This is a genomic window from Chryseobacterium sp. GM_Chr_2 (assembly GCF_026540445.1).
GTDB lineage: Bacteria > Bacteroidota > Bacteroidia > Flavobacteriales > Weeksellaceae > Chryseobacterium.
In genome coordinates this window covers 125,326-149,710 of sequence record NZ_JALNUD010000013.1, presented here as the reverse complement: position 1 = coordinate 149,710, position 24,385 = coordinate 125,326, and the positions used below count along the sequence as shown (strand labels likewise).

At 35.5% G+C, this 24,385-nt stretch carries 22 protein-coding genes and 1 tRNA gene; 1 reads left to right on the top strand and 22 read right to left on the bottom strand.

Annotation, left to right across the window (positions count from 1 at the left end; all coding sequences use genetic code 11):
• Positions 1–37: 37 nt before the first annotated feature.
• The 18 genes from OXQ85_RS18195 to OXQ85_RS18110 all read right to left on the bottom strand — a co-directional run bounded on the left by OXQ85_RS18195 (position 38) and on the right by OXQ85_RS18110 (position 18,130).
• Positions 38–1,135: a glycosyltransferase family 1 protein gene (locus tag OXQ85_RS18195; RefSeq protein ID WP_267406315.1), complete on the bottom strand. Its 1,098-nt coding sequence runs from the start codon at positions 1,133–1,135 to the stop codon at positions 38–40.
• A complete protein-coding gene (locus tag OXQ85_RS18190) occupies positions 1,132–1,908 on the bottom strand; it encodes a polysaccharide deacetylase family protein (RefSeq protein ID WP_267406314.1) in 777 nt (258 codons plus the stop codon). The genes OXQ85_RS18195 and OXQ85_RS18190 overlap by 4 nt, the downstream gene beginning before the upstream one ends.
• Entirely contained in the window at positions 1,909–2,838 is a 930-nt protein-coding gene (locus tag OXQ85_RS18185; RefSeq protein WP_267406313.1) for a glycosyltransferase family 2 protein, read from the bottom strand.
• A 3-nt stretch (positions 2,839–2,841) separates the two neighbouring features.
• Positions 2,842–4,011, bottom strand: coding sequence for a glycosyltransferase family 87 protein (locus OXQ85_RS18180; RefSeq protein ID WP_267406312.1), 1,170 nt, complete (start codon positions 4,009–4,011; stop codon positions 2,842–2,844).
• Between the two features lie 29 nt (positions 4,012–4,040).
• On the bottom strand, positions 4,041–4,853 hold the full coding sequence (locus tag OXQ85_RS18175; protein WP_267406311.1) for a 2,3,4,5-tetrahydropyridine-2,6-dicarboxylate N-succinyltransferase: 813 nt from the start codon (positions 4,851–4,853) through the stop codon (positions 4,041–4,043).
• Positions 4,854–4,958: 105 nt separating this feature from the next.
• The gene (locus tag OXQ85_RS18170; RefSeq protein WP_267406310.1) at positions 4,959–5,561 is read right to left on the bottom strand and encodes an isoprenylcysteine carboxylmethyltransferase family protein; all 603 of its coding nucleotides are present in this window, start codon (positions 5,559–5,561) and stop codon (positions 4,959–4,961) included.
• A gap of 54 nt (positions 5,562–5,615) precedes the next feature.
• Entirely contained in the window at positions 5,616–6,185 is a 570-nt protein-coding gene (locus OXQ85_RS18165) for a C40 family peptidase (RefSeq protein WP_267406308.1), read from the bottom strand.
• Between the two features lie 166 nt (positions 6,186–6,351).
• A complete protein-coding gene (locus OXQ85_RS18160) occupies positions 6,352–6,732 on the bottom strand; it encodes a hypothetical protein (protein ID WP_267406306.1) in 381 nt (126 codons plus the stop codon).
• Between the two features lie 40 nt (positions 6,733–6,772).
• Positions 6,773–6,846, bottom strand: a tRNA-Ala gene (locus OXQ85_RS18155).
• Positions 6,847–7,041: 195 nt separating this feature from the next.
• Positions 7,042–8,457 (bottom strand): TolC family protein, encoded by a 1,416-nt coding sequence (locus OXQ85_RS18150; protein ID WP_267406305.1) that lies wholly within the window; start codon positions 8,455–8,457, stop codon positions 7,042–7,044.
• An 83-nt stretch (positions 8,458–8,540) separates the two neighbouring features.
• Positions 8,541–11,687, bottom strand: coding sequence for an efflux RND transporter permease subunit (locus tag OXQ85_RS18145; protein ID WP_267406304.1), 3,147 nt, complete (start codon positions 11,685–11,687; stop codon positions 8,541–8,543).
• Position 11,688: 1 nt separating this feature from the next.
• The gene (locus tag OXQ85_RS18140; RefSeq protein ID WP_267406302.1) at positions 11,689–12,873 is read right to left on the bottom strand and encodes an efflux RND transporter periplasmic adaptor subunit; all 1,185 of its coding nucleotides are present in this window, start codon (positions 12,871–12,873) and stop codon (positions 11,689–11,691) included.
• 1 nt (position 12,874) lies between these two features.
• Entirely contained in the window at positions 12,875–13,330 is a 456-nt protein-coding gene (locus OXQ85_RS18135; protein ID WP_267406300.1) for a transcriptional regulator, read from the bottom strand.
• 117 nt (positions 13,331–13,447) lie between these two features.
• A complete protein-coding gene (locus OXQ85_RS18130) occupies positions 13,448–13,960 on the bottom strand; it encodes a GNAT family N-acetyltransferase (protein WP_267406299.1) in 513 nt (170 codons plus the stop codon).
• Positions 13,961–14,184: 224 nt separating this feature from the next.
• Positions 14,185–14,460 (bottom strand): SemiSWEET family transporter, encoded by a 276-nt coding sequence (locus tag OXQ85_RS18125; RefSeq protein ID WP_267406298.1) that lies wholly within the window; start codon positions 14,458–14,460, stop codon positions 14,185–14,187.
• A 384-nt stretch (positions 14,461–14,844) separates the two neighbouring features.
• Positions 14,845–15,075: a DUF2007 domain-containing protein gene (locus tag OXQ85_RS18120; protein WP_267406297.1), complete on the bottom strand. Its 231-nt coding sequence runs from the start codon at positions 15,073–15,075 to the stop codon at positions 14,845–14,847.
• Positions 15,076–15,137: 62 nt separating this feature from the next.
• On the bottom strand, positions 15,138–16,466 hold the full coding sequence (lat, locus tag OXQ85_RS18115) for an L-lysine 6-transaminase (protein ID WP_267406296.1): 1,329 nt from the start codon (positions 16,464–16,466) through the stop codon (positions 15,138–15,140).
• A gap of 113 nt (positions 16,467–16,579) precedes the next feature.
• A complete protein-coding gene (locus OXQ85_RS18110; RefSeq protein ID WP_267406295.1) occupies positions 16,580–18,130 on the bottom strand; it encodes an aldehyde dehydrogenase family protein in 1,551 nt (516 codons plus the stop codon).
• Positions 18,131–18,265: 135 nt separating this feature from the next.
• Between OXQ85_RS18110 and OXQ85_RS18105 the strand changes: the two genes are divergently transcribed.
• Positions 18,266–18,466 (top strand): hypothetical protein, encoded by a 201-nt coding sequence (locus OXQ85_RS18105; RefSeq protein WP_267406294.1) that lies wholly within the window; start codon positions 18,266–18,268, stop codon positions 18,464–18,466.
• 151 nt (positions 18,467–18,617) lie between these two features.
• Here OXQ85_RS18105 and OXQ85_RS18100 read toward each other — a convergent pair whose 3' ends face one another.
• The 4 genes from OXQ85_RS18100 to OXQ85_RS18085 form a co-directional block, all read right to left on the bottom strand.
• Entirely contained in the window at positions 18,618–18,806 is a 189-nt protein-coding gene (locus tag OXQ85_RS18100) for a hypothetical protein (protein ID WP_055986973.1), read from the bottom strand.
• A 225-nt stretch (positions 18,807–19,031) separates the two neighbouring features.
• On the bottom strand, positions 19,032–19,898 hold the full coding sequence (locus OXQ85_RS18095) for an SPFH domain-containing protein (protein WP_267406293.1): 867 nt from the start codon (positions 19,896–19,898) through the stop codon (positions 19,032–19,034).
• Between the two features lie 325 nt (positions 19,899–20,223).
• Positions 20,224–23,469 carry a cytochrome c biogenesis protein CcsA gene (ccsA, locus tag OXQ85_RS18090; protein ID WP_267406291.1) on the bottom strand — a complete coding sequence of 1,082 codons (3,246 nt, stop codon included), beginning with the start codon at positions 23,467–23,469 and terminating at the stop codon, positions 20,224–20,226.
• A gap of 299 nt (positions 23,470–23,768) precedes the next feature.
• Positions 23,769–24,350 carry a Crp/Fnr family transcriptional regulator gene (locus OXQ85_RS18085; RefSeq protein WP_267406289.1) on the bottom strand — a complete coding sequence of 194 codons (582 nt, stop codon included), beginning with the start codon at positions 24,348–24,350 and terminating at the stop codon, positions 23,769–23,771.
• Positions 24,351–24,385: the final 35 nt, after the last annotated feature.

Below are 24,385 nucleotides of genomic sequence, written 5' to 3'. Positions count from 1 at the left end.
AAATGTAGGACTTATTTTTAAACCTGCAAGATTTTTTCTAGTTATTTTTTTGATAAAGTTTCATGAGCTCTTTTGCAATGGCTTGGTCATTAAACTTCTGAACAAAGTCGAAACCTTTATCAGCACGGCGTTTACGTTCAGATTCATTATCCCATAAAAATTTTATTTTAGACTGAATATCTAAATAATTTTTCGGATCGATATACACAGAATCTGGTCCGCCTGCTTCCGGAAGACAACTTGCATTGCTCGTAATGGTTACTGTTTTTGAAAAAAGAGCCTCTATCACAGGAATTCCAAAGCCTTCGAAAAAACTTGGATATACGAAAATATCAGCCAATTTATAGATTACAGCCAGCTCATCCATTGAAACACCTTCAAGGAAATGAACCTGCTTTTCCATTTTATTTTTTTTGATAAAATCTTCAATCTTCTTAAAATATTTAGCTTTTTTTCCCACGACAACCAACGGAATATCAGTATCTTTTATCGCCTGAACAACAGCCAAAAGATTTTTTCTGTCTTCAATGGTTCCAACATTTAAAATAAATCTTTCGGGAAGCTGAAATTTAGATTTTACGGACTGAATCATCTCTTCAGACTTTTCTTCTTTAAAAGCATTATGGCATCCCTGATAAACAACTGTAATCTTACTTTCAGGAACTTTTAAAAACTCAATGACATCCTGTTTTGTCTGTTCAGAAATGGCAATAATTTCGTCTGCCATTTGTGCCGCTTTTTTAAATTTCCAAAGATGAATTTTTCGGTCAAAAAAAGAATAATACTGAGGGTATCTCACGAAAATCAAATCGTGAATTGTCACAATTTTTTTAATAGGCGTTTTGTCCCATTTCAAAGGTAATTCACCGGATAATCCATGAAAAATATCAGCATTTTGTTTTTGAGCATCTTTTCCCATTTTTAATTGTCGGGAAAGCTTTCCTTTGGAAGTTTCAACAAAATGAACATTTGGCTTTTCAAGAATATCTTTTCCTCTTTCGGATTTATTTTTATTGAGTAAAACGTAATCATTTTCAGGATAAAACCGAGAAAGTATCCTTACCAAATCTCTGGAATAGTTGCCTAAACCTGATGTGTTGTGAAAAAAACGCTTTGCATCAAATGCAATTTTCATAGTGTAATTTGTTTTTGAAATTCCTGAAAGGTTCCAAAGATATAGTTTTTACTTTTAAGCCAGCCTATAAATTCATCAAATCTTTCAACCATGTCTTTTCCAGAATTTTTTACGGTAAAACCCGGTAATTTAAATGCTTCATCCTTTATGGCTGAAAATTCCCATGGATGAAAATAAACATTCAGATAATTATCCTTTTTTAAGGTATCCGAGGCTAATTTTTTGTAGAAAAACAAAGGGAAATTATGGAAACTCAGCCAAAATAGAGGTATTCTGAAATTAGGTGACACCGAAGCTGGAACCTGCATGACGTTACCTTCTTTAAAATATGTTCTTGAAACTTTCAAGTTGTTATATCTTCCCGGTAAAAAGGTGGGATTAATGGATGAATTGTAAGAATATCCGGCATTTTCCACTGCTTTTTCATCTACAGGCATCATTCTGGGCATTCGTAATCCTGTTACTTTTACAGAAAACAATTCTTCTAAACGCTCTCTCGATTCCTGTAAATGCTTTTCCTCAAATTCTGAGTGAAACCAAGTGTGAGAAGCTAGTTCATGACCTTCGCTCAATAATCTTTTAATTAAATCTTTACTATTTTCAGCAAAAACTACTGTGGAAAAAAAAGTAGCTTTTACCTGATGTTTTTTAAGAACGTTTAGAATATTTTCAAGTCCGTTCTGAGATATGGAGATTTGTTTATCGAAAGAAATTTCGCCTTTATATTCCAAAGGCATATCAAATTCCTCGATATCAAAACTTAGTAGAACCATTTAAAAATTTTTATTTTTTATAATATAGTTGGGTCTTTCTTTCACCTGCTTAAAAATTTTACCTAAATAAATTCCGATGATTCCCATAATAATGAGTTGGAGTCCTCCGAAAAACACAATCGTCATAATCAAAGATGCCCAACCCGAGATTTCTGTATGAACCACAAAAGCATAAATAACATAACCAATATAACCAATAGCCGCAAGTCCTGAAAAAAGAAAACCTAAATAAGCCGCAATATAAAGAGGTTTTACGCTAAATGCTGTAATCCCAGTAAAGGCAAAAGTGAGCATTTTTTTGAGGTTATAACTGCTCTCTCCAGCAATTCTTTCACAAGCTGTGAAATCAATTCCTGTTTGTTTGAAGCCCATCCAGCTGGTTAAACCACGTAAAAAAAGATCATCTTCCTTAAAATCTCTCATTACCTGAACTACGTTAGCATCCATTAATCTGAAATCTGAACCGCCACCTTTGGTAAGATTGACATCAGAAAGGCTTGATAAAATTTTATAGAAAAAATCTGAAGTTTTTCTTTTGAACCATGAAATCTGTTTAGGATAGGTTCTTATAGTAAAAACCACATCATATCCTTCTTCCCACTTTTTGATCATTTGTGGAATCAATTCGGGGGGATGCTGAAGATCGCCATCCATAGAAATAACAGCATTTCCGTGAGCATTGTCCATTCCTGCTTTTACAGCAGGCTGATGCCCAAAATTTCTTGAAAATTCAATAAATTTTACTTCTTCAAACTGTTTGGAAAGATCTTCCAATTTTTGCTGAGTATCGTCTCTACTTCCGTCGTTTACAAAGATTATTTCGAAATCATAATTCTTTAATCCTGAAAAAACTTCTTTAATTTTTTCATGGACTAAGGCAACATTACCCCCTTCGTTGTAGGCAGGAATGACTATTGAAATTTTCTTCATAAATTAATTCAAAGTATAATCTTTCTCGAAATCCTTTGTTAAAAGTTCATAAATAACTCTGAACCAAACGATAATGCAAGGTACAGCTTTTAGTGAATATTTAATAATATAATTTTTCTTGATAAATTTCGGAAACAAATCTGATGGCGAAAAGCACGTCAAAATAATTACAAAAATTAATAATGCTAAAATTAAAGGCGTCTTTTCTTTTTGAAGCGTATACCAAATCATTACTCCGGCCACTGCAATGATATACGTGGGAGACTCTGAGCCTGAGCTAAATAACACTAAAAACAATAATGTAGAAGCCAAAATCATGAGTTGAAACGCATAATTTTTATATTGTTTTACTCTAATATAAGGTATTACAAATAAGGGAACTCCAAAAGCTAAAAAAGTAAGATTTGAGATCGAAGCATCTCCTAAAATTCTTCTTACAAATCCCATTAAAGAAATATCCTGCATATTTCCTAAAACCTGATTATCATTATTTTTAGAAATGAGAGAATGCGACCAGTCTGAATAGCTTTGAATAACGAAATGCGGACTGGAATAAGCCATTGGAATTACCAAGCAAAGAACAGCAACCACAATACCTGCAAGAATAAATTTCATTTTATTTTTGATAAAAAAGAATTGTGATAATCCTACAATTCCATAAAGCTTCACAAAAATCCCGATAACTATTGCTGTAACAGATTTCACTTCCTTTTTTTCATAAATATACGTTGCTGATAACATTAAAAGCCCAACCAAAGCTATATTAAATTGTAAACTGATAGCCGCAGTAATATATTCCTGTAAACAAAGAAGAGCAAAAAGGGCTTTTTTTGAATCTGAAAATGGCAACTTATGAATGGCATAGAGAAAAACCACTGTATTGGCAATATTCCAAAGAGAAATCCCCAGCCAGTCTGGCATTAAAGCAAACGGAGCAATCAATAAGCTGAAAAATACACCATAATGATTCATATCAAAATAACGTTCAGGATATTGCAAATACAGATTTTTTTCATCAATAGTATTAAAAAATACATTTTTAAAAATCATGTAGTTGTTGATGGCCTGATATCCTCTGGAAAATTTAGAAATCGCAGTTACAACCGCTATAATAAGATAAACCCCAAATATATATTTAGGGTTTAACAGTATTTTAAGAAATTTATCTTTCAAGATTGTGTGTATTAGTTTTTAAAACAAGCTTATACTGCCACATTGTTATCTCTCAACGCGTCATTAAGAGAAGTCTTTTTATCGGTAGATTCTTTTCTCTGACCAATGATCAATGCACATGGAACCTGATATTCACCAGCTGGGTATTGCTTTGTGTAGCTTCCTGGAATTACTACTGAACGAGCAGGAACTCTTCCTTTAATTTCAATCGGAGTTTCGCCTGTTACGTCGATAATTTTTGTAGATGCCGTTAATACAACATTTGCTCCCAAAACAGCCTCTTTTTCTACGTGAACACCTTCCACTACGATACATCTTGATCCGATGAAACAATCGTCTTCAATAATTACCGGAGCAGCCTGAAGCGGTTCTAAAACACCACCGATACCAACACCACCACTCAAGTGAACGTTTTTACCGATTTGCGCACAGCTTCCTACCGTAGCCCAAGTATCTACCATCGTTCCCGAATCTACATAAGCCCCAATATTTACATAAGATGGCATCATGATCACGCCCGGAGCAATATATGCGCCTTCTCTAGCCACTGCATGCGGTACAACTCTTACTCCTTTTTCAGCATAATTTCTCTTCAAAGGCATTTTGTCATGAAATTCAAACGGACCTACTTCAATCGTCTCCATTTTCTGGATCGGGAAATACATAACCACTGCTTTCTTCACCCATTCATTTACCTGCCAACCGTTTTCTGTAGGCTCAGCGGTACGAAGTTCACCTTTGTCTACCAAAGAAATAACTTCTCTAATCACCTTTTGGCTGTCTTCATTCTGCAATAAATCTCTGTTGTCCCAGATATTTTCAATAGTTTGTTGTAACGACATTTCTGTTATTTAATTTAAATTAAAAAATTATACGTCGCCAAAGATACAAAAAAGATCAAGCAAATAATTTTGAAAATTGATAATGCTGAAATGATTTCCGTCAACTTACAACAAACGTCTCACACGATTTTCATAATCTACATAATTTTCACCGTGTTGCTTTAAAAGAAAAACTTCTTCCAGCCTGATTTGGATTTGAATTAAAACAATTCCAAGAATCAAAAATAACAAAGAGATCATCGTCGGAAGAATCATAAAAAAGCCTATTAAGCTTACAATCATTCCAAGAAAAATAGGATTTCGCGAAAATTTAAAAAGTCCGGAAGTGATAAGTTCTGTTCGAGATTCTTCATCAATGCCGATCCGCCATGAGTTTTTCATGTGAATCTGAGCAATAACAACCCAAATGAAACTTAAAATCATCAGAAAAATTCCAACATATTTTAAAATTTTAATATCTAAAAAATGAATTAAGTAAAGCTGAAAAAGATCATCAGAAAAGAGAAATAACAGAATTGTATAAAGAAAAAGCCCAAGAAGGCAAAGCTTAAAGTAACGCCCGATCAATCCATACGCGGAATCGTCTTTCGGAAGCACATTCGGATTTTTACCAATTCTTTTGGCAACGATAAAACTTGCTCTAAAGAAAGCAATGGTGAAAAACAAAATAAAGTATAAAGGAATAAAAAATCTCAGGAAATCTGTCATAATTAATAATTTTCAACAAATCTCTGATTTATGCAAGTGCAATTCTATTGCAAACTATAAAACTCTTCTTGCGTGTAAGTAAGCTTTATTCCAGTATTTTTCGTTTAATGAAGAAATAATAACTCCTTTTGATGTTGATGCATGAATAAATTTCACTTCGCCATCGTTTCCGATATCATGTACAATTCCGACATGAGAAACTCTACTTCCGCCAGCCGTCGCGAAAAATAAAAGATCTCCAGGCTTCACTTCATTAATATCGATTTTGTTACCGGCTTCTGCCTGATCAGATGATCTTCTTGGCAATTTAAAATCATTTTCATCAAAAACTTTCACCGTAAATCCTGAACAGTCGAAACCTGAAGAGGTATTTCCGCCAAATTTATAAGGTGTTCCGATGTATTTTTCGGCATCTTTCAGAATACTGCTGATTGATTTGGAAACTTTTCCGTCAAATTTTGAATCCAGATTTCTGAGATTTTCAGTTTTAGTTACTGTTTTAGAACCTGATTTCTTAGAAGCAACATTTTTTGAACTTCCACAAGAAACGGCAATTATTGAGGCAATAATTAAAACAAAAATTTTATTCCATTTACTATTTTCTGAAAGTAATCTCGTCATCATACGCATCTGATTTTTACTAAAAGTAACTTAATATATACAAATATACATTAATATTAACGATAGAAAGGGCATTGTTGATACTTAAAGAAATGTTAAAAACGAACTTTCAGACAACAAAAAAGCCTGTAAAATTTACAGGCTTTCATTATATTTTTTGAAATTTATCTTATTTCTTTTTACTTTTTTCTCCTTTCCAAGTTCCGGTTCTGATCGGAGTAGGAATTGAATTTCTCCAGTTTCCGTTTCCGTTTTTATCTTTTCTGTTCAGAGTTCCTTTGAATTCACCATCTTCAGGAGTTCCTACAACAGCATTCAAATCTCCAGAATCAGAAAGACGACCAGAGATGTAATAATTTTCCTGATTGTCTTCAGAATGCATTGTTCCCGTTACTTTTCCGTCGCTGGCAACAACTATATTCCAAGTTCCTTTATCTGCTCCTTCGTATGTTCCGGACCAAGTTCCGATGTAATCATAAATCGTATCATCATCCGTACTACATCCCACAAACAAAAGCGTTGTAAATAAAAGTAAAAAAAGTTTCTTCATAGTCTTTTAATAATAGTTTTATGAAATAAATTCCACCTAGTGGAGGATATGGGGATCGAACCCATCACCTTTAGACTGCCAGTCTAACGCTCTAGCCAGATGAGCTAATCCCCCTTACTATGCTTTCTTTTTACAAAAGCCGTACAAAAATAAGTATTTAAACCACATATACAAATAGTTTATTAAATTTTATTTAATAAGATCTGTAATTTGCTATATAATAATCAGTTTTTGTGATGTTTTAAGACAAATAAAAAAAACGTATGCTAATAAATAACATACGTTTCCAAGAAAAATATCTAGTAATGATTATTTCCAGCCACCGCCAAGAGCCTGATAAAGCTCAACAGCAGCCTTCATTTTACTATATTCTGCATTTGAAATATTCAATTCTGCGTTTAATGAATTTACGCTTGCATTCAATACCTCAAGATAGTTTGCCATACCGTAGTTGACCAATTCCTGAGAAAAGTCAACTGATTTTTTGTAAGCATCCAGTTCTTTTTGCTTTAAATCGATATACTGATCCTGCACCGAAAAAACTCTGATCGCATCCGACACTTCTTTTCCAGCGGTAAGAACTGTTTTTCTGAAATTCAGATAAGCCGTTTCTTTGTTCGCCAAACTTACATCGTAATTGGTCTGAATTGCTCTTTTATTCAAAATCGGTTGTGCCAAACCAGCGACTACCGTTGCAAATAAAGAGTTTACGCTGAACAAATGATCAATATCTACCGATTGGAAACCACCGCTTCCGGTAAGCTTCAACGTTGGATAAAACTGTGCTTTTGCCGAATTTGTTAATTCAAAAGCATTCATTAAGCTAAATTCCGCCTGCATTACATCTGGTCTGTTGGCCAATAATTGAGCAGGATATCCTAATTTCAGATCAATCGGAACTTTTTGGCTCGTTAATGTAGATCTTTCAATCGCGTGAGAAGGCTCTCCCATTAAAAGGCTCATCGTATTTTCCAATAGCTGAATCTGTGTATCAATATCAATTAATAAAGATTTAGCATTAAAAACAAGCGCTTCACTTTGCTGAACAGCAACTTCCGTTAATGTTCCTGATTCTTTTAACGCTTTTGTTGTTTCTAAATTCTGCTCACGAACTTTAATAGTTTCTGTGATGATCTTTTTCTGCTCGTCATACGTCAACAATTGATAGTAGGCAGAAGCAATAGATGCCACCAAGTCACTTTTTACCGCTTTATGAGCAGCAACGGTTCCCAGATAAGTTGCCAACTGAGCTTTTTGCTGAGCTTTCAATTTACCCCAAACATCTGCTTCCCAAGCAAGACTGGCTGTAATATCAAACTGATTCACATATCTTCTCGACCCGATGATCTGACCAAACTGTGTATTGATCGACTGCGTTTGGAAAGTATAGTTCGGACCAACTGACAATGTCGGCTGATAGGCTGCTTTACTTTGCTTTAAATAAGCTTCCGCCGAATTAATGCTTTGTAACGCAATTCTTATATCTAAATTATTATCTAAAGCTTTGTTGATGTGCCCCTGAAGTATAGGATCTGTGAAAATTTCTTTCCAAGAAACATTCGCGACGTTTGTACTGTCGGAAGGAAGCATATCTGTACGGAAAAGCTTTTCGTCTACCACATTTTTCGGCCTTTCATATTCTTTTCTTGCCATACAAGATGATACGGCAGCAAGAATAGCGACTGAAAAAGTTATTCCTTTTATGATGTTTAATAAACTCTTCATTATGTAAGGTTTAAAGTTTATTGTTTAAGGTTTTTAGTTTCGAGTCATGTAACTTTAAACTAAAAACCTTAAACGAACTTAATTTATTCTGCTAAATTGATTTCTTCGTGCTTGATAGGTTTCACTTTCTCCTGCAAGGTCTGGAAAATAACGAACAATACCGGAATTACGAAAAGTCCTAAAATAGTACCTATCAACAACCCGATGGCCGCACCCGTTGCAATGGATCTGTTACCAACCGCACCAATTCCGCTTGCTAAAACCAATGGTAATAAACCAAAGATGAAGGCAAATGACGTCATCAGGATCGGTCTTAATCTCGCTTTTGCGGCATTAATGGCAGCCATAACGATGGTTTCACCGTGATTCCTTCTCTGAACCGCAAACTCAATGATCAAAATCGCATTCTTCGCGAGCAACCCGACTAACATGATCAGGGCAATCTGGAAGTAAATATTGTTTTCCAAGCCCATCACTTTTTGCCCAAAGTACGCTCCCATTACCCCAAGAGGAAGAGAAATTACCACTACCAAAGGAAGAATATAACTTTCATACTGAGCCGAAAGGATGAAATACACGAAAATTAAACTTAATCCGAAGATCAAAACAGTTTGAGAACCTGAGTTTAATTCTTCTCTCGTTAATCCTGTAAACTCTACATCATAATTCTGATTCAAGCTTTCCTTAGCTACTTGCTGTACTGCAGCAATTGCATCTCCGGAACTGTATCCTCCAGAGTTTGAACCTGTAATCTTCACAGAAGTAAACAAGTTGTAACGGCTTACAGATTGTGGTCCGTATGCTTTTTTCATCGTCACGAACTGTGAAATCGGAGACATCACGCCTGAACCTGTTTTCACATACAATTCATTAAGATTTTCAATGTTCTGTCTGTTTTCAGGAAGTGCCTGAACCATTACTCTGAACTGCTTACCATACTTGGTAAAGTCAGCGGTATAAATACCTCCAATATATCCCTGCATGGTTGATAAGATATCACTTACCGAAACTCCTACTTTTTTCGCAAGAGGAACGTTTACCTGCATTTCATACTGAGGATATTTTGTGTTGAATGAAGTCTGCGCGAATTCAATCTCCGGTCTCTGCATTAGCTTTCCGATGAATTCATTGGTTGTATTATCCAAATCTGCATATTCACCACCTGCTTTATCCAATAGTACCATCTCAAAACCGGCACTGTTACCAAACCCTGGTACACTCGGCGGCTGGAAGAATACAATTTTAGCATCAGGAACTTTACCCGAAATACCGAATAATTTTTTCGTGATATCTTCAGAAGTCTGTCCTTCTTTTTTACGGTCTTCAAATGGTGCTAATTTAATGAAAGCCAAACCATTATTACTACCATTTCCGGATAAGAAACCTCTACCTGTAGAAATCGTTACGTTCTGAACACCCGGTACTTTCATAGCATTTGCCTGAAGTGTTTTCAAAGCGTTGTATGTTCTTTCCATAGAAGCTCCCGGAGGCAACTGAACATCGGTAAAGATGATCCCTCTATCTTCCGTTGGTACGAAACCTTTCTTCATGGTTGTACTCGCCCAATATAAAATTCCACCTGTAACAGCGAAGATAAGTAACGTTACCCATTTATGTCTCAACAAGAATACAAATCCTCTTCCGTAACGATCTGTTGTTGTTTTAAAAGCAATATTGAACTTATAGAAAAACTTCTGAAGGAAATTTAAATTTTTATATTCTGCATGATGAGCATCGTGTGGCTTTAAGAATAATGAACATAAAACCGGACTCAATGTCAAGGCGTTTACCGCAGAAATTACGATGGCCACAATTAGTGTAATACCGAACTGCTGATAGAAAACCCCTGTTGGCCCAGTGATAAACGTTACCGGAACGAATACCGATGCCATTACCAAGGTGATTGAAATAATCGCTCCCGTGATCTCGTCCATCGCTGCCACCGTTGCCTTTTTAGCATCAGGAATACCGTGCTCCATCTTGGCGTGAACGGCTTCCACGACGACAATCGCGTCATCCACCACAATACCAATTGCAAGTACTAACGCGAATAACGTTAATAAGTTTAATGAATAACCGAATAAATTCAGGAAGAAGAACGCTCCCACAATAGAAACCGGAACCGCAATAGCCGGAATTAATGTAGATCTAAAGTCCTGAAGGAAGATATACACCACGATGAATACCAAAATAAATGCTTCAATCAAGGTATGGATTACCTTTTCAATAGATGCATCCAAGAATTCGTTAGTATCGAAGTTGTATGTATATTTAATTCCCTGAGGGAAGCTTCCTTCCGCTGATTTCAGATACGTTTTAATATTAGCAATAATCTCCTGAGCATTAGATCCCGGCGTCTGGAAGATCCCCATACTGATCGATGGATAGTTTCCGTTTTCCCCGATTCCTGTGTAAGACTGACCTGCCAATTCTACTTTGGCAACGTCTTTCAACATCAGGTTTTGTCCGTCTGCAAGAGATTTAATGATGATATTATCGTATTGCTCTTTATCGTTGAATTTACCAACATATTTAATGATATATTCGAAAGAGCTACCACTGTTTTGCCCTATAGAACCAGCTGCAGCTTCTCTACTCTGCTCGTTGATGGCATTAGTAACATCGGTAGGAGTTACACTGTAAGCCGCCATTTTAGCAGGATCTAGCCAAATTCTCATCGAGTAGTTTTTACCTCCGAAAACGTTGGCATCACCTACCCCATTAATTCTTTTAAGATTGGGAATAACGTTGATATTCAAAAAGTTCTGAAGGTATACATCATCAAGATCTTTATTTTCAGAATAGAAAGACATATACATCAAGGCACTCGTCTGCTGTTTCTGAGTAACAACCCCAGAACGCGTTACCTCACTTGGAAGAAGCGGAGTTGCTCTCGATACACGGTTTTGTACGTTTACCGCAGCAATATCCGGGTCTATACCTTGTTTAAAGAATACCTGAATCTGTGCAGAACCATCATTCCCGGCAGTAGAGGTAATATAATCCATACCTTCCACCCCGTTGATCTGCTCTTCCAAAGGTACTACCACACTTTTCATTACAGTCTCGGCATTGGCTCCGGTGTAGGTTGTACTTACACTTACCGTAGGCGGCGCAATGTCCGGATACTGGGTAACCGGCAGCGAGATCAGTCCTAGCACCCCGAGAATCACAATCAAGATTGAGATTACGGTGGATAAGACCGGTCTGTTTATAAAATTTTTAATCATCTTAGAATTTCGGTTTTATAGATTGAACAAGGCTATCCATTTTCACTGGCTTCGGCTTCACGGCAGTTCCGGATTTTAATCCTCCAATTCCTGCAGCCACAATCATTTCGCCTTTGTTTACCCCTGTTTTAATTAAAGCCATATTGTCGATTCTGTCGATTACATTCACCACAACATTTTTAGCAGTATCTTTTTCCACTTTATAAACGTAAACGATCCCCTGTTGTTCGTAAGTAGCACTTTCAGGAACCACCAAAACATTGTCGTACGTTTGAGGGAATCTGATCGTTCCGCTATTACCGTTACTTAATAATTTCTGAGCATTGGTAAATCCAACTCTGAACTGAATGGTACCTGTTGTAGGGTCAATTTGCCCTGTAATTGCTTCAATTCTACCTTTTTCAGGATAAAGGCTTCCGTTTGCCAACTGTAACTCAACCATCGGAAGATTTTTGATCTTTTCAGGCATTGAAGCTCCCGGAGATTTTTCAAGGAAATCAAAATATTCTTTTTCATTCATTGCAAAATACGCGTAGATCTGAGAAGTATCAGAAACTGTAGTTAAAGCAGTCTGATCTGTTGGACCAACCAAACTTCCCACTTTTAAAGGAAGTCTGCCCACGACTCCGGAAATAGGCGCACGGATAATGGAATATTCGATGTTTGCTTCTACACCTTTGTAATTGGCAACCGCTTGACTTTTAGAAGCCTGAGCTTGTTTTAACTGAGCCTGAGCCTGAGCCAAATTGGCCTGAGCCGTCTGCAACTGAACATTACTGATGATGTTTTTCTGAACCAGTGGTTTCAGTTTATTAACTTCTACATTCGCCGCACTTACAGCTGCCTGAGCTGCTGCAATGGTAGATTCAGCTGCACCGATTCCCGCTTTGGAAGCGGCTGCGCTCTCATTCAGAATATTCGTTTCAAGACGGAATAACGGCTGTCCTTTGGTAACGTACTGCCCTTCATCTACTAAAACCTGAGTGATATATCCCTGTATTTTCGCGCGAACATCATTGTTTACCCTACCTTGAATGGTCGCCGGAAACGTCTGATAGCCCACTATATTTTTTGCCTCCACATTTACAACAGGATATGGTTTTGCGCCATCCTGTTTTGGAGCTTCTTTGTTGCAGGCTGTAAGTGAAAGCGCTGCAATAGAAAGTATAACTAGCTTGTTGTTCATTTTATAGTTTATTAAGAGATTCTTGAATATTTATTATGTTTTTATTTAAAAGTGCCTTATAAGCTTCAATTCTTTCATTGTATTCTTCGTCCTGATTTTTTTTAAAATTGTTGAGGTCATCCAGTAGTTTTAATTCGTCTTGCATCTTTTGAACTATTTTTTCAAATCTTATCTTCTTATATTCATCGTTGAGGAAAAAATACCTTTTCCTTTCATCCATCTTGTTGTGATCTACAATTAATTCTGCATTTAATAGCAGTGAAATACTTGTGGAAACAGAACTTTTACTCGCAGAAAGTACTTCTACAAATTCATCAAACGTAATCCCAACCCGTTCGTGATCGAACAGCAAATAGGCATATATTTTTGATGCTAAAGGAGGAATGTTGAAAATGGCGCCATAAAATCTTACGGCATCCTGAAAAATTTTTTCATCAATCTCTATACTATTATGCATTGTATATAAAATTTGAACAAATGTAGAAATTAGTTCTGAACCAAACGAACAAACTCAATAGAGTTTATAAATATAGGATCTTTTAAAAATTCAATGAAAGTAGATTTAATTTTTTTATCAAATAATAATCTTCTCATATGCCTTTCTCATTCCACCGGCGAGAAAAACCTCTCCACAATAAGAATATCCTTTACTTTCAAGGATTTTAAGCATCGCTACATTATCGAAATTGGTATCTACTTTTACACTTTGGATGTCATGTGATCTTGTAAAATCTTCAATATGATCAAATAATTTTTTAACCAATCCTTGTCCTGCGAACTTTTCATCAACCGCCACACGATGTACCACGACAAATTCTCCATCGCTCAACCAAGCCCCTTCAATTGAGCTATAAGCAGGTTCATCATTCAAAATTAAAGCAACATAAACCGCTACTTCCCCATCCACCGTCATCACATATCCGAAACCTTTTTCGATGTCGCTTTCCACGGTTCCAAGATTAGGATATCCCTGTTGCCACTGCGTACTTCCGTCTAATCTTCTTCTTTCGATGGCCTGTTGCAGAATATCCCAAATAATGTCTCTGTCTTCAATTTCTGCCGTTCTTAGTTTAATTTCTTGCTCCATGTTTATAATAAATTGAAATATTTAAAAGTGTAGTTTATAAAGTTTTTTATGTTAAAAAGCTCATGGACACTATATTCATTGATAGTTTTTATGAGCATAAGTTAAAACAGAATCTCTGTTCATATCAGATAATGATTATTTAAACCCTGAATATTAGCCATTTAATTAAAAATAAATTCATTAAATTTTGTTTACATAAAGATGAATAAGAAGGTCGTTCAGCTTTAATCCTTAGAAATTGGTGCATTATTTCTATACATTATCTTCAGAATAATCATCACAATCAGCATCGTCAGCATCAGAATATTGGTAACCCAAAGCGGTTTTGCATCTTTCATCAAACCGTAAATTACCCAAAGTATGGCATTCAGTGTAAGAAAAAATAAGGTCACCATAGAAAGGTCGTGTCCCGATTTGGTCTTCCACAATTTAATCACCTGCGGTAAAAATGATATTGATGAAATTAACGCTCCTGAGTACCCAATGATTTGTTCTATCATAATTAATATTTTTAGAATTAACCTTAAAGATATTAAAAATAAAACAAAGCTTAAACGTTAAACCTTTGCTTCTAATATAATTTTAAGTTTATTTTTAAGTTTGAAAATATTTTTCGATTTCACTCAATATATTTTATTTAGTTAAAATGTGCGCTATTCAAACCTAACAGGTTTTAAAAACCTGTTAGGTTTAATTTATCATGTTTCCTTTACCTTTTAATTATGGCTGAAAACATTTCGACTTCGCTTAATATGACATCTCTAATATTAAGTGAAATCTGAGTTTAATCAATAAGAACAATCATTAAACCAAAAAAAACCGAAAACTAATTAAAATTAATTTTCGGTTCGAAGTAGTAAAATTTAAAATTATGAAATTGTTTTTTATTGATTTTCACTTTGTTGAAGATAGCCGTCGATTACCTCGAATGCCTTCTTCTCATCTTCCAATTTTACCATTACTTTCAACGATGTAGCTGTGGGCGTAGTCGTAAAAGTAAGATAACTGTTCTCGATCGCATTTTTAATCTGCGCATCGTCTAATTTGGATTTGATAAGCTGTATTTCTGCTTGTTTGTCACTTTCAAAAACTGATACTCTTGTACTTCTTTCCATATTCTTTTCCGTTTGAGTATCTAAATATATGACGTTTTTTTGAAAATTACAAATTATCAGTTTTAAATTTTATTAATATTATTTTCAATTTTATCTAAAGCCAACTTGATTTCTTCCTTCGTAACATTCAGATGCGGACGGAAACGAAGTGACTGATCTCCACATGGTAAGATAATTAAACCATCATTCCAAAGTACTTCTCTTAAAGTATTTCTCTGTTCTGCTGTTGGCAAATCTATCGCACACATTAGCCCTCTTCCTCTTGCATTTGAAATTTTCTTAGGATATTTTTCTGCTAATAATTTAAGCTCTCCCAACAGATAATCACCAACCACTCTTGCATTTTCTACCAAATTTTCTTTTTCAATAACCTCCATCGTCAATTGGAAACGAAGCATATCAATAAAATTACCTCCAAACGTAGAATTGATTCTTGAACTTTCTCTGAACACATTGTCCGGAACTTCATCAAACTTTTCTTTATTCGCCAAAACACCGCAAACCTGCGCTTTTTTACCAAAAGATATAATATCCGGCTTTGCCGTAAAATGCTGGAAAGCCCACATTTTTCCTGTGATTCCGATCCCCGTTTGCACTTCATCAAAGATCAACAGAATATCATTATCATCACAAATTCTTCTTAACCCTAATAAAAACTCATCTCTGAAATGGTTGTCGCCACCTTCAGCCTGAATAGGCTCGATGATGATGCACGCCACTTTATCAGGATTCATCAAAATTGCTTCTTCAATCTGAATTAACGCTAATCTTTCGTTCTTAATAGTTTCTTCTAAATTCTCTTCCGTAATCGGGAAAGTTAATTTAGGATTTAAGATTCTTGGCCATTCAAACATCGGAAAATACTGATACTTTCTTGGATCTGAAGTATTTGTTAAGCTCAACGTATAACCGCTTCTTCCGTGAAAAGCCTGTCTGAAATGGATGCAAATTCCAGCTTCTGTATCAAGACCTTTTGCGAAATTCTTGCGTGTTTTCCAGTCGAAACAAGCTTTCATCGCGTTTTCAACGCCCAATGTTCCACCTTCAATGAAAAAAGCATACTGCAGTTCTTCAGGAATTACCACCCTTTCAAAAACTTCTAAAAAGTGTGCATATTCCTCAGAGTAAACATCTGCCAACGTCGGCTTGTTCACCGCCATTTTTCCTAACCAAGCCGATTTTTCAACAAGATAAGGGTGATTATACCCCACAGATGCCGAAGCGAACATGGAGAACATATCTAAATATTCTCTATTGGTTAGTTTGTCATAAAGCCATGATCCGTGAGATTTTTCAATATCCATTACGAAATCAAAACCATCTGCCAACACGTGTTTACCAATGGTTTCTTTTACTTTATTTGCCTGTATATCAATTATTGTTTGTTCCATATTGTTTTAAAATTTAGTGATGAAGGAATTCAGAGATTTAGAAATTTGTGATTGGTCATTTCTGAATATCTAAATCTCTGAATTTTTGAATTTTTTAAACTTAAAGTAAATTCTTACAAATCAAACTTAATCCCTTGTGCTAAAGGAAGATTGGTTGTATAATTTATAGTATTGGTTTGACGTCTCATATAGTATTTCCAAACGTCTGATCCAGATTCTCTTCCGCCTCCGGTTTCTTTTTCTCCACCAAAAGCACCGCCGATTTCTGCACCGGAAGTTCCGATATTTACATTAGCTATTCCGCAATCTGAACCTGCATGAGAAAGGAATAATTCTGCTTCTCTCAGATTTTGCGTCATGATTGCAGAGGATAACCCTTGTGGCACATCATTCTGAATCGCAATCGCTTCGTCTAACGTTTTGTATTTAATTAAATATAAAATCGGGGCAAAAGTCTCGTGCTGAACGATCTCATAAGAATTCTTCACTTCAGCAATACATGGTTTTACGTAGCAACCGGATTCGTAGCCTTTTCCTTTCAACACTTCACCTTCAACGATGAATTTAGCACCTTCTTTCTTCCCTTTTTTAATCGCTTCCTGATACATATTTACCGCATCGGTATCGATAAGAGGACCTACGTGATTGGTTTCATCCAAAGGATTTCCGATCTTTAATTGTCCGTAAGCTTTTACCAGTCTGTTTTTCACTTCATCGTAAACGCTTTCGTGAATAATCAGCCTTCTTGTAGATGTACATCTTTGTCCAGCTGTTCCTACAGCTCCGAAAACGGCACCGATGATCGACATATTAATGTCTGCATCTTTAGAAATAATAATCGCATTGTTTCCACCCAATTCAAGAATAGATTTCCCGAATCTCTGAGCCACATTGGTAGAAACCATTCTTCCCACTCTTGTAGAACCTGTGAAAGAAACCAAAGCCACTCTCTTATCGTCAACTAATTTTTGTCCGATCTCGTGATCTGCCACCAACACACTTGAAATTCCGTCTGAAAGATTATTTTCCTTTAAAACTTCATTCATAATGTTCTGACAAGCAATCGCACAGAACGGAGTTTTTTCAGACGGTTTCCAGATCGTTACGTTACCACAGATCCAAGCCAATGCTGTATTCCAAGCCCAAACTGCTACCGGAAAGTTGAATGCCGTAATGATTCCTACAATTCCCAGTGGATGATACTGCTCGTACATTCTGTGTCCAGGTCTTTCGGAGTGCATGGTGTAGCCATGAAGCTGTCTTGAAACTCCCACAGCAAAGTCGCAGATGTCGATCATTTCCTGAACTTCACCTAAACCTTCTTGCAAAGATTTACCCATTTCATAAGAAACAAGTTTTCCTAAATCGTCCTTATATTGTCTTAATTTCTGACCAAGCTGTCTTACAATTTCCCCTCTTTTAGGAGCCGGAATGAGTCTGAACTCTTTAAATGCCTTTTCAGCAGTTTCGATCACCTTATCATAATCTGATACTCCGGAAGTCTTTATTTTAGCAATTAAATTGCCATCTACAGGAGAATAGCTTTCTATTGTCTTTCCTGATGCAAAATATTTTCCGCCTACTGAAGTTCCTTTATTTTCATCTTTAATTCCTAGATTTTTGAGTGTTTTCTCGATTCCAAAATCCTTTACTTTTTTAGACATAAATATTACTTTTCGTTTTGCCTAAAGTTAAAAATATTATGCGAACCGCAAAATTTTAATTTTTTTAACGTGTTTTTTATTTGGACTAATTATAAACATGCTTATCTTTGTAGGGTAATCATTTGAATTTCAGAAATGGAAAATAATAAGACGATCAACGAGCCGGCTACAGAGGAAAAGAAACCATCGAAATGGAAAAGCCTGGTGAAGAAATTTGGAATCGGTGGAATTATATTTTTTACCGTAAAAGGAATTATTTCTTCTACTCTTATTTATTTTCTTGGAAAAAATGCGTGGAGCGTGATTGCAGGCTATTTTACAGGAATATTTGATTAATTTAATTGAGATAAAAAAACACAGAAAGCAGAGATTTTTTCTCTGCTTTTTTATTTTGAAGGTCTTCTCTTCCACTTCATTCAGACTGATAATGCTAATTTTATCTGTAAATATCTAAATTGTCGAAATTTTCAACAATAGATATAAAAGATTACTCTTTCTTTTTCCTTCCCGAATTCGTTAAACTTTGATGCAGCAAATACTCAATCTGCCCGTTTACACTTCGGAATTCATCATTCGCCCATTTCTCCAAAAGCTTGTATGTGGACTCATCGATCCTTAAGACGAAAGATTTTTTGCCTTTGTTTTCTGATGGATTCTGAGCTTTTTCTGATTTCATTTTTTTTACTTTTCTGATTTCTTGCTTGATGTCTTTTGTTTTTTAACCCAAAGGGCGCAAATATTTTTTTTAATTTGCTGTGAATATTTTTGTTCGCAAAGGCGTTTCACTCAGCAAATGATAATTATGAGGGCTTCGAGAGCCTCAGCCTGACAAACCTAATCCTAATTGAAACTCTTTGCTTTAAGCTTTACAAAGCAAAATTTAATTATTAATTCTTCATTATTAATTATAAAGCGTTCCCGCATTCAAAATTGGAGTTGCGGCTTTTTCGCCACAAAGAACGACCATTAAATTGCTTACCATTGCTGCTTTTCTTTCATCATCCAACTCAACGATATTATCTTCTGAAAGTTTTTTCAAGGCTAAATCTACCATGCCAACTGCGCCTTCCACAATTTTAGTTCTTGCTGCCACAATCGCTGTTGCCTGCTGTCTTTGAAGCATCGCTCCGGCAATTTCGGAAGCATACGCCAAATGTGTAATTCGGGCTTCCTGAATCACAATTCCTGCAGGAGCTAATCTTTCGAGCAATTCACCTTCTAAAATTTTATTTACCTGATCACCACCGTCTCTCAAAGTAATATCTGCATGTTCATCTTCCAGATTATCATAAGGAAAGCTTACCGCCAAATGTCGCACCGCTGCTTCACTTTGCATTCTCACATAATCAGAGTATCTTTCCACTTCGTATGCCGCTTTATAGGTATCTCCCACTTTCCAAACCAATACCGCCGCAATCTCAATTGGATTACCCATTTTATCGTTCACTTTCAAAGTTTGTCCTTGAAGGTTTTCTGAACGCAAACTGATTTTTTGAGAAGAATACAAAGGATTAATAAAGAACAATCCGTTCTCTTTTACTGTGCCCACATACTTTCCGAAAAAGTTCAAAACTCTTGAGTGATTAGGCTGAATAATCATCAATCCTTTCAATAAAAAGCATGATAGAAGAAAACAGATCAATGCCACACCGACCAGTAAAATATTTGTTTCAACTGAGGTGATAAACAAATAAGCCGCTACGATAAATAAGCCTAAACAAATAACCAATGTAAGGTAACCTGAAATTGGTTTTAGGATTTTTTCCATAAATATGATTTTTAAAATTTGATATTATTTTGATATCATAAAGATAGTAATAATTTCTTTTGTCTTGAAACAAAAGAAACAAAAATTCAAGACTTGGAAACTGAATGCTAAAAATTAAAATTTAATCCTAAAATTCCCAAAACTCGCGCGAATTCAAAACCGATTTGTTAATTGAATATTTGTGTCGCGCTTCGAACAGTGGAAATTTTTTAACGGATTAATTTTTAATTTTCTTAATGCTTCAGTTTCCTAAGTCTTTAAATGTTGCACAAAAAAATCCCTGAAAAATTAATTTCAGGGATACTGTTTTATTTATAAATGGAATTTATTTTTTGTTTAACGCTTTAAATTTAAAGAAAGAAACAGCTGATAAAAGTGCCATTGAAGCTAATCCGATATACACCCAAGCCGGAACCGGAACCGGATCTCCTGCTGCGTAAGAGTGCAGACCGCTTAGGTAATAATTAACTCCGAAATACGTCATAACCATTGAACAGAATGCAAACATTGTCGCTACATGGAATGCCCATTTGCTTCTCAATCCCGGAACTAATCTCATGTGCAATACAAATGCGTACACCATGATCGAAATGAAAGCCCAAGTTTCTTTCGGGTCCCAGCTCCAGTATCTTCCCCAAGATTCATTTGCCCAGATTCCACCTAAAAAGTTCCCAACTGTTAATGCAAATAAACCAATCGTTAAAGACATTTCAGAAACAATAACCAATTCCTTCAATGTCGTATCATGGTGAATTTTATACGTTTCTTTATTTGAAATAATATAGAATACCAATGAAATTACGGCAATAATCATCGACAAGGCGAAGAAACCGTAACTTGAAGTAATAATCGCAACGTGAACGATCAACCAATATGATTTCAATACAGGCACAAGTGGCGTAATCTGTGGATCAAGCGCTGAACCTCCGTGTGCAAACCCCATCATAATAACCGCTACCATAAATCCGGCTGCAGGAATCAAAGCGTTTGAATTTCTATATAAAATTAAACCAGCAGTAATACCTACCCAAGAGATGAAGATAATAGCTTCATAACCGTTACTCCAAGGTGCGTGACCAGAAATATACCATCTCGCCACCAATCCTAAGAAGTGGAAAGCGTAGCCTATAATTCCAATAACAATAATTGCTTTAATAGCCTTGTTTAAAACTTTATTTTTCTTGAATAATTCAACAAAACCAAGAATGAGAAGCAAACCTCCAACAATGGTATAGAAGATTAATAATTTAAAGTTGATGTTTACTTTATTCATGAAAACCTCAAGATCTACTTTAGATTTTGAAGGAACAACTGCTTTACCCCATTTTTGCTGATAATCTGAAAGTTTTGATAATTCAGCATCTGCCTTAGACCAGTTTCCGTTTTGTTGAGCCTGTAAAACTTCTGCAAAATAAGGCCCCATTACCTGCTGAGATTCCATATCTGGTTCGAACTTTTGATCCAACCAAGAATGCCATGTATGATTCGCATCATTTTTTACAGGAACGATTCTCATAAACTGTCCGCTGAAAAATTCGTTGAAAATCTGAACTCTTTCATTTACAGCAATTACTTCTTTATCATAATTTGTCTGTTCAGACGGTTTTTTACGGAAAGCAGCATTGTAATCACTTTCAAGAATATACGTTAAATTTCCGTTTTTATCTGCCGGGAAAAGGTTCATTAATGACGTGTAATCGTCATCATTAGCCTTTGTTTTTTGCTTTAATGCATCACCACCTTTTGAACCGATTTTAATCATCGGAACCATCGTCCAGCTTGGTGTATCTGTATTTACTGATAAAAACCATTGGTCTGCAGTAAGCGATTTGCCGTCCGTTCCTTTGAACTCGTCTTTTTTATACAGTTTTCTTAAAACATCTAAAGCTTCGGTGTTGATCGGAACAATTCTTCCTTCAAAATTCTGCACCAAAAGATGTCCGAATTTTTCTGCATGCTCTGCGCTGATCTTATTTCTTGCAATAATTTCATCAGCAGAAACCACTTTCATTTTACCAAAAGGCTGTGCGCCTTGCGGACGAATTGTTTCAGAACCTGTATCGTGTGTATGACCATCACCTTCAACGTGAATATGCTCTCTGCTTCCATCTGTAGTTCCGTGGGTTTCAATTTTCTGAGCATTCAAACCGAAACTTAAAAGCAATAAAACAACAGCAACCGTTTTCTTTTTATTTACATCTTTCAGCATTTTATTTAATTTCCAGAAGTGCGTTCCTTTCCAGAAGAACATAAAGAACATTCCTCCGAATAAAAATGTATATCCGATATAAGAAATTAAAGTTCCCCAATAATCGTGGTTTACAGAAAGTACTGTTCCCATTCTGTCCGGATCGAAACTAGACTGGAAGAAACGGTATCCTTTATGATTCAAAACGTGGTTCATATAAATTTTAAAAGGCGTTTCTTTTCCTTCGTCGATAATTTTAATGTGGCTTTCATAAGCACTCGGCGATGAACTTCCGGGATAAGTCTCCATCACGAAATCATCTAGTTTAAGTGCAAAAGGAGTGTTGTAAACTTTAGGTCCGAAACCTAACATGATATTCAAACCATCCATTGTGATTTGTTTGAAACCATTCGGATTTCCTTTTTCAACTGAAAGTTCAACCAATTGTTTTGTTTTTGGCCCCTGAATTTCAACTTTCAACATATCAGGAACGTTCTGGTCTTTTTTTCTGTCACCTTCAATCGCTAACAGTTTGCCTTTTTTAAGACCTTCAGGAACAACCAGTTTCAACTCATTGATCGTGTATAAACTTCTCATGGCCAACGGCTGGAATTCGTCTTTCGTTGTATTTCCTGTCGCCTGAGTCGCCATCGTCATATACGTTGCATCTACAGGAGTTTTGATGAACAATTTTCCACCTTCATTTCTAAATTCAACTGCGCCATCAATTGCTCTGTTGAAAGTTACCAATGTACCGTTGATTGATTTAGTTTCTCCCGGTTTGATGTAAATATTTTGTCTTCCGGTATTTCCTGTTGAAACCAGGTGAAGATATTCAGCACCATTAGGATCAGCAATTAAGCTGTCTTTTTTTCTCTGAATATAATCTTTAGCTTCAATTTTCACCGTTTTTCCGTGGAAATCATAAGTCGCATTGAAATCTTTATGCAACGGAGACATCATATAAGGAATATCCTGATAATCAAGAGCATCACCTTTTTCTTCGATTTTAATTTTAAAGAAATTTTTGTCGGTTACAATTTCGTTAGATGTTTCCCCTTCCCGAATGTGCATTGTACCTTCAAAACTGATGTATCTTGTGATAGCACCTCCGACGAAGATCAATACAAATGCTAAGTGGAAAACCAAAATCGGCCATTTTTCTATTTTCCAAAGTCTATATCTTCCGATATTTCCGATGAAGTTGAGAATGAGCAATAGCATGATTAATTCAAACCATTTTGCTTCATAAATTAGTGCTTTTGCCGTGGGCGTTCCGTAATCATTTTCAAGGAACGTTGCATAAGCCATCGCGAACGCGTAAACCAGCAACAATACAGCCATTGTTCTGGTTGAGATAAGAATATCTTGGAGCTTCTTCATGATTTATATACTTGACATGCAAAAATAAGCATGTAAAACCACAAAGACGTTAAAAAAAGCTGTTTTTTATCACTTTAGCCCCTGTTTACGCTATTTTGAATCATTCTTAATAAGCTAATTTAAATTGAGAAAAATTTAAATTGTAATCTCTGAAAAATATGAATTCATAATAGCAATTCTAGTTATTGAGCAATTCTATTTACAAAATATTTAAATTTGACTTAAAATAATAATATATAGCATGTTACAGCACCAAAAGAGATAGATTCCTGATTTTAAAGAAAAATTTAAACTGAAAATTATTTACCTAAGACAGTTCTTTTTCTGATTTTACTTAAAAATTCATGAGAAATCCCAAGATAAGAAGCAACCTGCTGTTGAGTTAATCTTTGTTCCAAAGTTGGATATTTTTCAAGAAACTCGATATAACGTTTATCTGCTGTTTTATGCATTAGAGATAAAATCCTTCTTTGCAGCGAAATAGAAGTCTGCTGATTCATGATCCTGAAGAGTTTTTCTACTTGTGGCATAGTTTCGTACAACAAATTCTTATCTTTTTTAGAGATCATCAACACCTCGCTATCTTCCAGTGCCTCAATACTTAAAGTACTTGGGACATTATTGATAAGGCTATCGAGATCTAAAATCCACCAGTTTTCAACAGCAAAATATAAAGTTTGCTCCAAACCTTCTTCGTTCATAAAATATACTTTAAAACATCCGCTCGTTACAAAACCTTCAAAAAGGCAATATTCTCCTTCGCTAAGAACAACTTCTCTTTTTTTAAATTTTTTAAGCTCAAAAGGAGCCGAAAATTGTTTGAATTCTTCTTCAGAAAATTGAACACGTAATCCGATGTTTTTATATAGTTTTTCCAGCATTTTATCTTTTTTAACGAATAAAGATACCAATAATT

Bases quoted from the DNA above. Each gene is read 5' to 3' on its own strand.
- OXQ85_RS18195 (WP_267406315.1), bottom strand. From the start codon at position 1,135: ATGAAAATTGCATTTGATGCAAAGCGTTTTTTTCACAACACATCAGGT.
- OXQ85_RS18190 (WP_267406314.1), bottom strand. From the start codon at position 1,908: ATGGTTCTACTAAGTTTTGATATCGAGGAATTTGATATGCCTTTGGAA.
- OXQ85_RS18185 (WP_267406313.1), bottom strand. From the start codon at position 2,838: ATGAAGAAAATTTCAATAGTCATTCCTGCCTACAACGAAGGGGGTAAT.
- OXQ85_RS18175 (WP_267406311.1), bottom strand. From the start codon at position 4,853: ATGTCGTTACAACAAACTATTGAAAATATCTGGGACAACAGAGATTTA.
- OXQ85_RS18170 (WP_267406310.1), bottom strand. From the start codon at position 5,561: ATGACAGATTTCCTGAGATTTTTTATTCCTTTATACTTTATTTTGTTT.
- OXQ85_RS18165 (WP_267406308.1), bottom strand. From the start codon at position 6,185: ATGATGACGAGATTACTTTCAGAAAATAGTAAATGGAATAAAATTTTT.
- OXQ85_RS18160 (WP_267406306.1), bottom strand. From the start codon at position 6,732: ATGAAGAAACTTTTTTTACTTTTATTTACAACGCTTTTGTTTGTGGGA.
- OXQ85_RS18150 (WP_267406305.1), bottom strand. From the start codon at position 8,457: ATGAAGAGTTTATTAAACATCATAAAAGGAATAACTTTTTCAGTCGCT.
- OXQ85_RS18145 (WP_267406304.1), bottom strand. From the start codon at position 11,687: ATGATTAAAAATTTTATAAACAGACCGGTCTTATCCACCGTAATCTCA.
- OXQ85_RS18140 (WP_267406302.1), bottom strand. From the start codon at position 12,873: ATGAACAACAAGCTAGTTATACTTTCTATTGCAGCGCTTTCACTTACA.
- OXQ85_RS18135 (WP_267406300.1), bottom strand. From the start codon at position 13,330: ATGCATAATAGTATAGAGATTGATGAAAAAATTTTTCAGGATGCCGTA.
- OXQ85_RS18130 (WP_267406299.1), bottom strand. From the start codon at position 13,960: ATGGAGCAAGAAATTAAACTAAGAACGGCAGAAATTGAAGACAGAGAC.
- OXQ85_RS18125 (WP_267406298.1), bottom strand. From the start codon at position 14,460: ATGATAGAACAAATCATTGGGTACTCAGGAGCGTTAATTTCATCAATA.
- OXQ85_RS18120 (WP_267406297.1), bottom strand. From the start codon at position 15,075: ATGGAAAGAAGTACAAGAGTATCAGTTTTTGAAAGTGACAAACAAGCA.
- lat (WP_267406296.1), bottom strand. From the start codon at position 16,466: ATGGAACAAACAATAATTGATATACAGGCAAATAAAGTAAAAGAAACC.
- OXQ85_RS18110 (WP_267406295.1), bottom strand. From the start codon at position 18,130: ATGTCTAAAAAAGTAAAGGATTTTGGAATCGAGAAAACACTCAAAAAT.
- OXQ85_RS18105 (WP_267406294.1), top strand. From the start codon at position 18,266: ATGGAAAATAATAAGACGATCAACGAGCCGGCTACAGAGGAAAAGAAA.
- OXQ85_RS18100 (WP_055986973.1), bottom strand. From the start codon at position 18,806: ATGAAATCAGAAAAAGCTCAGAATCCATCAGAAAACAAAGGCAAAAAA.
- OXQ85_RS18095 (WP_267406293.1), bottom strand. From the start codon at position 19,898: ATGGAAAAAATCCTAAAACCAATTTCAGGTTACCTTACATTGGTTATT.
- ccsA (WP_267406291.1), bottom strand. From the start codon at position 23,469: ATGAAGAAGCTCCAAGATATTCTTATCTCAACCAGAACAATGGCTGTA.
- OXQ85_RS18085 (WP_267406289.1), bottom strand. From the start codon at position 24,350: ATGCTGGAAAAACTATATAAAAACATCGGATTACGTGTTCAATTTTCT.